The sequence below is a fragment of the Frankia gtarii genome, from assembly GCF_025403375.1.
GTDB classification, from domain to species: domain Bacteria; phylum Actinomycetota; class Actinomycetes; order Frankiales; family Frankiaceae; genus Frankia; species Frankia gtarii.
On sequence record NZ_JAMPTM010000241.1, the window covers coordinates 1 to 9,924 of the forward strand.

The 9,924-nt window shown below is 72.0% G+C and carries 9 protein-coding genes; 7 read left to right on the top strand and 2 right to left on the bottom strand.

The features are described 5' to 3' along the window. Nucleotides 1–135: 135 nt before the first annotated feature. Nucleotides 136–1,905 carry a protein kinase domain-containing protein gene (locus tag NBZ83_RS25335; RefSeq protein ID WP_261567886.1) on the bottom strand — a complete coding sequence of 590 codons (1,770 nt, stop codon included), beginning with the start codon at nucleotides 1,903–1,905 and terminating at the stop codon, nucleotides 136–138. Between the two features lie 542 nt (nucleotides 1,906–2,447). On the opposite strand from NBZ83_RS25335, the gene lat reads away from it, so the two are divergent. The 3 genes from lat to ppk2 all read left to right on the top strand — a co-directional run bounded on the left by lat (nucleotide 2,448) and on the right by ppk2 (nucleotide 6,818). After that, nucleotides 2,448–3,863: an L-lysine 6-transaminase gene (gene lat, locus NBZ83_RS25340; RefSeq protein ID WP_438803337.1), complete on the top strand. Its 1,416-nt coding sequence runs from the start codon at nucleotides 2,448–2,450 to the stop codon at nucleotides 3,861–3,863. Continuing rightward, nucleotides 3,860–5,542, top strand: coding sequence for an aldehyde dehydrogenase family protein (locus NBZ83_RS25345; protein WP_261575935.1), 1,683 nt, complete (start codon nucleotides 3,860–3,862; stop codon nucleotides 5,540–5,542). Before lat ends, NBZ83_RS25345 begins: the two co-directional genes overlap by 4 nt. Nucleotides 5,543–5,792: 250 nt before the next feature. Then, the gene (gene ppk2 / locus NBZ83_RS25350) at nucleotides 5,793–6,818 is read left to right on the top strand and encodes a polyphosphate kinase 2 (RefSeq protein WP_261575936.1); all 1,026 of its coding nucleotides are present in this window, start codon (nucleotides 5,793–5,795) and stop codon (nucleotides 6,816–6,818) included. A 26-nt stretch (nucleotides 6,819–6,844) separates the two neighbouring features. Here ppk2 and NBZ83_RS25355 read toward each other — a convergent pair whose 3' ends face one another. Continuing rightward, nucleotides 6,845–7,369: a MarR family winged helix-turn-helix transcriptional regulator gene (locus NBZ83_RS25355; protein WP_261567892.1), complete on the bottom strand. Its 525-nt coding sequence runs from the start codon at nucleotides 7,367–7,369 to the stop codon at nucleotides 6,845–6,847. Between the two features lie 99 nt (nucleotides 7,370–7,468). Here NBZ83_RS25355 and NBZ83_RS25360 point away from each other — a divergent pair, with 99 nt between their 5' ends. From NBZ83_RS25360 to NBZ83_RS25375, 4 genes are all read left to right on the top strand, one after another. Further along, nucleotides 7,469–8,080: an NAD(P)-dependent oxidoreductase gene (locus tag NBZ83_RS25360; RefSeq protein ID WP_261567893.1), complete on the top strand. Its 612-nt coding sequence runs from the start codon at nucleotides 7,469–7,471 to the stop codon at nucleotides 8,078–8,080. Nucleotides 8,081–8,242: 162 nt separating this feature from the next. Next, nucleotides 8,243–9,232 (top strand): 1-aminocyclopropane-1-carboxylate deaminase/D-cysteine desulfhydrase, encoded by a 990-nt coding sequence (locus NBZ83_RS25365; protein WP_261567895.1) that lies wholly within the window; start codon nucleotides 8,243–8,245, stop codon nucleotides 9,230–9,232. Nucleotides 9,233–9,296: 64 nt separating this feature from the next. Beyond that, nucleotides 9,297–9,539 (top strand): CopG family ribbon-helix-helix protein, encoded by a 243-nt coding sequence (locus NBZ83_RS25370; protein WP_261567896.1) that lies wholly within the window; start codon nucleotides 9,297–9,299, stop codon nucleotides 9,537–9,539. Between the two features lie 14 nt (nucleotides 9,540–9,553). Next, on the top strand, nucleotides 9,554–9,877 hold the full coding sequence (locus NBZ83_RS25375; RefSeq protein ID WP_308203337.1) for a type II toxin-antitoxin system PemK/MazF family toxin: 324 nt from the start codon (nucleotides 9,554–9,556) through the stop codon (nucleotides 9,875–9,877). Nucleotides 9,878–9,924: the final 47 nt, after the last annotated feature.

Genomic DNA, 9,924 nt, shown 5'->3' on the forward strand with positions numbered 1-9,924 from the left:
GTTCGCCGCAGGACTGTGCTCCCCGAACCGTAATGCTTCCAGCCGTCCGAATGTGGCCGGTCGCTGGGGTGGGCGCGTCGTCTCCGGCAGCCGACCACGGCCCGGCTACCGGCGGCTACCGGCGGCTGCTGGCGACTACCGGCGACTACCGGCAGCGTTCGGATCGTCCGACGGGATCGGGTCGCGGGTGATGAAGCTTGTCCCGTTCCAGCGGGAACGTACGTCGGCGTGGCCGGACGGGGAGCTGATCGGGTCCTGCGGGTTGTAGGTGTCATAGCGCAACACGACCTCGTGGTCGTTGCGTTGGCCGTGGAAGGCTACGTGGGCGCTCGGTGCCGAGGTGTCGGTGCCGCGGTACTTGCCGTCGGCGAACACGAAGGCGAGCTGGCGGGGCGTGTCGCCGGCCGCCGGCGCGGTGCCGATCACCACGCTGAGCTGGCGATCCTCCTGGTAGGTGCTCATGTCCGGCTCGTAGCCCTCGTTGCGTACGAGGGTGGCCGCGTCGTCGGTGGACAGCGTCGCGGGACTCGCCGACGCCGAGGGCGACGGGCTGGGCGAGGGCGAGGGGCTCTGCTGCGGGGTGGTGACGCCCGCGCTCGGTGCGGCGCCGCCCGGCGTCGTCGTGCCCGCCGTGCCGTCCGCGCCCTGAGTGGTCCCGACGGGCGGGGTGGCGTTGTCTTCGTCCCCACCGCCGCCGCTGAGTGCGACGGCTGCCGCGATCCCGCCGCCGAGCAGCAGCGCGATCAGGATGACGACCGCGACGACCACGCCGCGCTGGCCGCCTCCCGAGCCGCGCCGGCCTCCCGGGCCGCCGTAGCTGTTCCCGGCCTGGTTGTCGTATCCGGTGTCGTATCCGGAGCGGCCGTCGTGGCCGGAGCGGTCGTCGTAGCTCGGCGGGGCGTTGTAGGACGACCGGGGATCGCGCACCGTCGGATCCGGGTAGGCCGCGGCGGCGGGTTCTGGGCGTCCTGCGACCGGGCCATACCCGGCGTTGCGCAGTCCCCGGGGCGGGCCGGCGCCCGGCGGCGGGGTGGGCGGCAGGGACCACACCTGGGCCAGGGCGGTCTCGCTGGCCTCGTCCGAGTCGGCGGGGGACCGCACGGCGCGCCCGAGGAGCCGGGCGAGCAGCTCGGTCGCCGTGGGTCGACGGGCGGGCTCCTTGTCCAGTGCGGCGCGCACGACACCGAGCAGGTCGGCCGGCAGGTCGCCGAGGTCGGGTTCGGCGGTGAGGATCTGCATGCCGACCGCTTCGGCGCGTTCACCGCGGAACGGGGGTCGCCCGGCGGCGGCGAACGCGACGCAGGCGCCCCAGGCGAAGATGTCGGCCGGCGGCCCGGCCCGTTCACCGCGTAGCTGCTCGGGGGCCATCCAGACCAGCGTGCCGATCAGCATCCCGGTGCGGGTGTGGCTGGTGTTGTCCCCCGCGTGGGCGATGCCGAAATCGATGACCTTCGGCCCGTCCCAGGCCAGCAGGATGTTCGCGGGCTTGAGGTCGCGGTGCACCACGCCGGCGGCGTGGATGGCGACGAGGGCGTCGGCGAGCCCGATCGCCAGCCCGTGGACCAGGCGGTCGTCGAGCTCACCTCGGGTGGCGACGGCGTCCGCGAGGCTGCGGCCCTCGACGTACTCGGTGGCCATCCAGGGGCGCTCGCCGGTCAGGTCGGCGTCGAGCACCGCCGCCACGGAGTTGCCCCGCACGCGCCGGGCGGCGGCGACCTCGTGGCGGAACCGGGAGCGGAACTCGGGGTTGTCGGCGAGCCCGACGGAGGGGACCTTGACAGCGACCGGTTTGCCGTCGTCGCCGAAGCCGAGGTAGACGACGCCCATGCCACCGGCGCCGATGCGGTTGGCCAGCCGGAAAGGTCCGATGCGGCCTGGGTCGTCCGAGGTCAGGGGCGTCAGCACACCGCTTCCTATTCTCCGAGCTCTCCGCCGGCGGGCGGGTGGTGCGTGGATCGACGGGGTCGGGGGAGGCTATCCGATCACGCATTGGTGGGGCACGCCCCGGGGCAGTGCAGGGAATGAGCCGATTGTCTCCCGGCGCAGTGGTGGTCCTCATCTGCTCGTTGACCTGTCACGCTTCGCTTACAAGAAGGACACTATCCGTGTCCGAGGTGTCCGAGGTGGCCGATGTGACGAATCGTCGGCTGCATCCGCCATCGACGGGATGATCAGATCAAAATCTGAGGCAATGCGAGAATATTGAAGATTCAATGCGACTTTCGAGGGAAGATATTCGTCAGGGTTGAGGTCGTGGGGGCGGGTGCCGCTTGCCGCGATCGGTAACGGAGGGAGCCTGGATGGCTGTCCGCGTTCCACGAACCACCGGCCGCCCGGCTCGCCCGCCCGGATCCACCGTCCATCCCGTCGAGCCCGTGGCGGTGCCGGGCGCGACGTCGTTGGCGACAGCGCCGGGCGTGGCGGTGCCGGGCGTGGCGGTGCCGGGCATGGCGGCGGTGCCGGTGCCGGTCGGGCCACCCGTGCCGGTGCCGGTCGGGCCACCCGTGCCGGTGCCGGTCGGGCCGCCCGTGGTGGCGGGTGACGTGCTGGCCGTCCTGCGCCGTCACGTGCTCGTCGATGGCCTGGACGTGGTCTGTGATCTGGCCGAGAGCGCCGGCAGCGTCCTGGTCGACGCCCGGGACGGCCGGCGCTACCTCGACCTCTACAGCTTCTTCGCGTCGGCGCCGCTCGGGGTGAACCCGCCCGAGCTGGCCGGCGACCCGCGCTTCGTGGATCGGCTGGGCCGCGTCGCGGTCAACAAGCCGGCGAACCCGGACATCGCCACCGCCGCCTACGCCGAGTTCGTGCGCACCTTCGCTCGCGTCCTCGGCGACCCCGAGCTCCCGCACCTGTTCTTCGTCGAGGGTGGCGCACTGGCGGTGGAGAACGCGCTCAAGTGCGCGTTCGACTGGAAGAGCCGGCACAACGCCGCTCACGGCCGGCCCGCCCGACTCGGTCGCCGCGTGCTGCACCTGCGCCACGCCTTCCACGGGCGCAGCGGCTACACGCTGTCGGTCACCAACACCGATCCGGTCAAGACCGACCGGTTCCCCGTGTTCGACTGGCCGCGCATCGACTGCCCGGCGATGACCTTCCCCTGCACGGGCGCCGCCCTCGACGCCGTCGTCGCGGCGGAGCGTGCCGCGCTGGCGCAGGCCGAGGCGGCCTTCGCCGCCCACCCGCACGACATCGCCTGCTTCCTCGCCGAGCCGATCCAGGGCGAGGGCGGCGACAACCACCTGCGCGCCGAGTTCCTCGCCGCCATGGCCGCGCTGTGCCTGCGCCACGACGCGCTGTTCGTTCTCGACGAGGTCCAGACCGGGGTCGGCGCGACCGGGTCGGCCTGGGCCTACCAGCAGCTCGGCCTGCGCCCCGACATCGTCGCGTTCGGCAAGAAGGTCCAGCTCGGCGGGATCATGGCCGGGCGGCGGGTGGACGAGGTCGCCGCCAACGTCCTCGCCGTCCCCGGCCGGATCAGCTCCACCTGGGGCGGCGGCCTCGTCGACATGGTCCGCGCGACCCGGATCCTGGAGGTCATCGAGGCGCGGGGGCTCATCGGGCGGGCCGGTGAGCTCGGTGCCGGCCTGCTGACCGAGCTGACCGCGCTCGCGGCGGCCCATCCCGGGCTGCTGACCAACCCGCGCGGGCGGGGCCTGCTGTGCGCGGTCGACCTGCCCGACCGGGCCACGCGCGACGAGGTGCTGCGCCGGCTGCGGGTGCGCGAACATGTCCTCGCGCTGCCCGCGGGCGTCTGCACCCTGCGTTTTCGCCCGGCGCTGACGGTCAGCGCCGACCAGCTCAGCACCGGCGTCACCGCGCTCGCCCGGGTCGTCGCCGGTCTGGCCGAAGGGAGCCCGGTATGACGCTGGTGCGGCCGAGGCGCGTCAGCGCCCGCATCGACGGACGCACGCACGGCCTGTGCGCGACCGTCGGTGATCCCGCCGGCGGCGCCGAGGTCGAGCCGGCACCGGTCCGCGTCGTCCCCTCGACCGACCCGGCCCGCCTCGACGACGTCGTCGCCGAGGTGGAACTCGTCGGCCCCGAGACGATCCTCGCCGCCGCCGTCGCCGCCCAGACGGCCGCGCGGTCGTGGGCCGCGGTGCCGGCCCCCGTGCGCGGGTCGGTGATCGGCAGCTTCGGCCGGCTCGTCGCCGACAACGCCGACGCCCTCGCCCGGCTGGTGACCCGCGAGGTCGGCAAGCCCGCCGCCGAGGCCCGCGGCGAGGTCCAGGAGATCATCGACACCTGCGAGTTCTTCCGCGGGGAGGGCCGGCGGCTCTACGGGCAGACCGTGCCGTCGGAGATGCCGGACCGCCAGCTGTTCACCTTCCGGGAACCCCTCGGGGTGATGATGGTGATCACTGCCGGGAACTTCCCGGTGGCGGTACCGTCCTGGTACCTCGTGCCGGCGCTGCTCGCCGGGAACACGGTGGTGTGGAAGCCGGCCGAGTACGCCGCGGCCTGTGCCCAGGCGATGGTTGAGCTGCTCGCCGCCGCCGGGGTGCCCGCGGGTGCGGTGAACCTCGTCCCCGCCGACGGCCGGGCGACGGCCGCGGGCCTGGAACGGGCGCTGGCCGCCGGAGCGGTGGACAAGATCGGCTTCACCGGGTCCACCGAGGTCGGCCGGTCCATCGGCGCCCTGTGCGGGCGGCACCTGCAGACGCCGTGCCTGGAACTCGGCGGCAAGAATCCGATGGTGGTCACGCCCGACGCCGACCTCGACGCCGCCGTCTCCGCCGCCGTGTTCGCCGGATTCGGCACCGCCGGGCAGCGCTGCACCTCGCTCGGCACGGCGATCGTGCACGAGTCGGTGCACGACGCGTTCGTCCACCGCTTCGCCGCCGCCGTGTCCGCCGCGGTCATCGGCGACCCCACCGGTGACGTGCTCTACGGGCCGCTGCTCGACGCCCGGTTCGCCGCCGGCTTCGAGCGCCACCTCACCCTCCTGCGCGACCACCACCGCCTGTCCGGATCCACCGCACTCGGCCGCATCACCGGCACCGGCGGCCCCGCGGAACCGGGTGCCGCGGGGACGAAGGGTGCGGCCGGGTTCGGCGGCCTGCCTCGCAACGGCCCGCGACGGGGTTTCGTCGGCGACCCGGACCGCGGGCTCTACTACCATCCGCTGATCGTCGACGGGGTCCGCCCCGACGACGAGCTGTTCCGCGAGGAGACCTTCGGCCCGATCGTCGGCGTCGCCACCTACCGCGACCTCGACGAGGCGATCGAGCTGGCGAACCTGCCCGGTTACGGCCTGTCGTCGTCGATCTACACCGCGGACGCGGCGAGCGCGCTGCGGTTCCGCCGCGGGGTGCGCGCCGGGATGGTCAGCGTCAACGGGTCGACGACCGGCGCCGAGGCGCACCTGCCCTTCGGCGGCAACGGCCGATCCGGCAACGGCAGCCGCCAGTCCGGGATCTGGATGCTCGACCAGGTCACCCGCTGGCAGTCGCTGAGCTGGGACTACTCCGGCCGCCTGCAACGTGCCCAGCTCGACACCGCGGTCCCCGCCGCCGACCTGAGCTTCCGCCTGTCCGGCTGACCCGCCTGTCCGGCTGAACAGCTGTGGGTGTCCTCGGGCGCTCGGCGGGCGTCCGGGGTGTCGGTTGTGTCGGTTGTGGACCGTCCTGTCACCTGGTGTTCGAATGCGCGTCGACTACGGGCCGGCCGGCTTCCGTACCGTTGGCCGGCCGGCTGCCCCCGGCCCTGCGGATCCGCCCTGGTCGACGGTGCCGCGGGGTGGGAACAGCCGCCCGGTGCAGCCTCGTTGTCCGTGCGGGAGGGAATTCAGCGTGACCCATGTCGAACGGGTGATCCCCAAGGGTGCAGACGGGCGGGCGGAGCCGCTGGTGCGCGGCATCGCCGACGGCATCGGCGGGTGGCTCGGCGCGGCCGGCCTCGCCGAGCGGGTCGGGGTCCACGTGGAGAGCCTCGCCGGCCTGCGGGTCCTCGACGAGGACGACGACGAGGCGACGCTGCTGCGGCCCGACGGCACCCCCGTCGACACCTGGCGTGAGAACTACCCGTACGAGACCCGACTGGCCCGCGCCGACTACGAGCGCGACAAGCGGCTGCTGCAGATCGAGCTGCTGAAGATGCAGTACTGGGCCAAGGAGACCGGCCAGCGCATCGTGCTCGTCTTCGAGGGCCGCGACGCCGCCGGCAAGGGTGGGACGATCAAGCGGTTCACCGAGCATCTGAACCCCCGCGGCGCCCGCGTCGTCGCCCTGGAGAAGCCGTCGCCGCGCGAGCAGCAGTCCTGGTACTTCCAGCGCTACATCGCGCATCTGCCCGCCGCCGGCGAGATCGTCATGTTCGACCGGTCCTGGTACAACCGGGCCGGCGTCGAGCGGGTCATGGGCTTCTGCTCCCCGGACCAGTACCGCGAGTTCCTGCGCCAGGCCCCGGAGCTGGAACGGATGTGGACCCGCAGCGGGATCACAGTGATCAAGCTGTGGTTCTCGGTCTCCCAGCGCGAGCAGCAGACCCGGTTCATCGTCCGCCAGATCGACCCGGTCCGGCAGTGGAAGCTCAGCCCGATCGACCTCGCCGCCCTCGACCGCTGGGACGACTACACCGATGCCAAGGAGGCGATGTTCTTCTACACCGACACGGTCGAGGCGCCGTGGACGGTGGTGAAGAGCAACGACAAGAAGCGGGCCCGGCTGGAGACCATGCGCCACGTCCTGCACACGCTGCCCTACACCGGCAAGGACCCCGACGTCGTCGGCACCCCGGATCCGCTGATCGTCGGCCGCGCGGTGAACCTGCTGGAGACCGGCGAGAAGGCCGACCGCACCTTCCCCTCGCTGCACTGAATCTCCGGTGCCGCCAGGTCGCGGTATCAGCGGCCCGGTTCGGGCCGCGTGGTCGCTTCCGCTCGGTCCGGGCCAGTCTTGGACGGGGCGGTCGCCTGGCAGGTGAACTGGCTCGGATCGGCTCCTGCCCTGGCGAGCAGCGCGTGGAGGTGATGCCGGTCGTCCGGTGAGAGCCGGGCGAACGGGGAGTCCGTGGTCAGTGTCTGGACGAGTCGGTTGCGGGCCTCGACACCACGGTCGGTCAGGCTGATGACCTTCTGGCGACGGTTCGTCGGCACTGGTTGCCGTCGGATGAGGCCGCGCTGTTCCAGCCGGTCCGTGAGGAACGTGACCGTGGACGGGTCACAGTTCAGCGTGGCCGCGAGCGTGCGCATCGAGGGGGCGGGTGCGTCGGGGTCCAGCCGCCACAGGGTGTTGGCGAGCGGCTCCGTGAGATCGAGTTCCTTCAGCAGGTCCGCGCCCAGCGCGCCGATTGTGCCCGCGAGGATGACCACCTGTTTGACCAGGGAGTGGGTGAGCGCGTCGTAGGCAGGGTCGGTGGTGTCAGCCACCCGTCGATATTACGTGGAGCCTCCAACACTTGACGACTCCATGTATCTATTCGATGCTTGGAGTCTCAAATTTTCCCTTGGGTTGGAAGGACGCGCGGCATGCATCTGGCGGTCTTCGGCGGAACCGGCCACATCGGGCGCCACCTGCTCGAGCAGGCACTCCAGCAGGGCCACACCCTCACCGCACTGGCCCGCGACCCGGGCCGGCTCACCGCCCACGAGCACCTGCGGGCGGTCGCCGGTGACGTCCGGGACGCGGACGCCGTGAAGGAGGTCGTCGCCGGCAGCGACGCCGTGCTCAGCGCGCTGGGCCAGCGCGGCGTGCGCAGCACGGTCTGCACGGACGGAATGCGCACCATCCTGCCGGCGATGGACGCTCACGGCGTGCACCGCCTCGTCGCCGTCAGCTGCTACGGCGTGGCCGACAGTCGCCGCCGCGATCTCTACAACGCCATCGCGTGGGTCGCGATCAGATCGCTGATGCGGGACAAGGAAGGCATGGAGGAACTCCTGCGCGCCAGCGATACCGCCTGGACCGTCGTGCGACCGGCCATCCTCACCGGCGGTGAGCACACCGGGCAGTACCGCACGGGCACCGAGCTGCTCCTGACCGTCACGTCCAGGGTCTCCCACGCCGACGTCGCCGACTTCATGCTCGCCCAGCTCACCAGCGACACCCTCGTCCGCCGCGCCGTCGCCATCACCTCGTAGTCAGCCCGACGGACAGGGACCACTCCGACCCCAACCTCCCGGCGATCAAGGTGTTCCGCGGAACCGGCTCCCGAGTCTGGATGGATTCCGGGCCGAGTCGTCGCCGCCGGAGCTGGATCCGGTGCCCGCCCAGTTACCCTGATGCCGGTTGGCGAGAAGCCCTTGAGCGGGGTTGACGGGAGCGGGCTGAGCGGGCTGAGCGGCGTGAACGGGACGAACGGGGTGGTGGGGCTGGCCGAGTTGCCGACGCTGCCCTCCCCGGTCGAGGAGGTCGCCGACGAGCGGCTGATCGGGCAGGGTGTCGGCCTGCTGCTCAAGCGGGACGATCTGATCCACCCGGACATTCCCGGCAACAAGTGGCGCAAGCTGCGGGGCAACCTGGACGAGGCGCGCCGGCTCGGGCACGACACGATGCTGACCTTCGGCGGCGCCTACTCGAACCACATCCGGGCGGTGGCGGCGGCCGGCCGGCTGTTCGGCCTCCGGACGATCGGGGTGATCCGCGGCGAGGAGCATCTGCCGCTCAACCCGACGCTGAGCTTCGCCGCCGACGCCGGCATGCGGATCACCTATCTCGACCGAACCGCCTACCGGGCGAAGACGTCGCCACCGGTCATCGAGCGGCTGCGTGCCGAGTTCGGCGCGTTCTACCTGATCCCCGAGGGCGGCAGCAACGCAATCGGCGCCCGCGGCTGCGCCGAGCTGCCCACCGAGATCCACCGTCCCTTCGACGTGATCTGCTGCTCGTGCGGCACCGGCGGCACCCTCGCCGGCATCGCGGCCGGCCTCGCCCCGGGCCAGCGCGCCCTCGGCGTCCCGGTACTGCGGGGCGCCGGGTTCCTCGCCGACGAGGTCGACCGGCTCCAGCGCGCCGCGTTCGGTGCGAACTCCGGTAACTGGACCATGGCATACGACTTCCACTTCGGCGGCTACGCCCGGTCGACCCCGGAGCTGGCCCGCTTCATCGCCGACTTCCACCACCGCCACGGCCTCGCCCTGGAACCGGTCTACGAGGCGAAGCTGCTCTACGCCCTGTTCGCCCTCGCCGCCGCCGATGCCTTCCCGCCCGGCACGACGATCGTCGCCGTCCTCAACGCCGTGGCGGACGGCCCCGGACCCGATGTCCAACGGGGAGATCGTCCGCTGGGTTGACCAGGGGTTTTCCGCGGCGACCGTGGCGGGCGATCATGTGGTCATACCTGGTTATACTGAGCGCGTGAAGACTGCGATCTCGATCCCGGACGAGACCTTCAACGAGGCTGAGCGTCGCGCGGCCGCACTCGGTGTGAGTCGCTCCGAGTTCTTCACGACAGCCGCGCGCCGCTACATCGAGGAGCTCGACGCACAGTCCCTCACCGAGCGGATCGACGCCGCACTTGAACTCGCGGGTCCCGACGACTCGTTCCAGGCCGCGGCGCTCGCCGGCCGGCAGGCACTGGGCGACAGCGCGGACTGGTGATCAGCCGGGGCGATATGCACTGGGTTGACCTCGGCGAGGCGGAGGGCGGTCGCCCTGCAAAACGCCGTCCGGTGGTGGTCGTCCAGTCCGCGTCCTACAACGCAAGCCGGTTGGCCACGGTCGTCGCGGTCGTCATCACGTCGAACACCGCGCTTTCCACCATGCCCGGCAACGTCTTCCTCCCCGCCGCAGTGACCGGCCTACCACGCGACTCTGTCGCCAACGTGACCGCCGTCGTCACTCTCAACAAGGACGAACTCGGGCATGCTGTTGGCACTGTCCCGGAGAGCCTCATGCGAGACCTGGACCGGGGACTACGTCAGGTACTCGCGCTCTGACCGCCCTCGCCGGAGCGCGGTCAGAGCGCGACCGCGGTCCGGCGAGG

Bases quoted from the DNA above. Each gene is read 5' to 3' on its own strand.
- lat (WP_438803337.1), top strand. From the start codon at position 2,448: ATGGCGGCGGTGCCGGTGCCGGTCGGGCCACCCGTGCCGGTGCCGGTC.
- NBZ83_RS25345 (WP_261575935.1), top strand. From the start codon at position 3,860: ATGACGCTGGTGCGGCCGAGGCGCGTCAGCGCCCGCATCGACGGACGC.
- NBZ83_RS25360 (WP_261567893.1), top strand. From the start codon at position 7,469: ATGCATCTGGCGGTCTTCGGCGGAACCGGCCACATCGGGCGCCACCTG.
- NBZ83_RS25375 (WP_308203337.1), top strand. From the start codon at position 9,554: ATGCACTGGGTTGACCTCGGCGAGGCGGAGGGCGGTCGCCCTGCAAAA.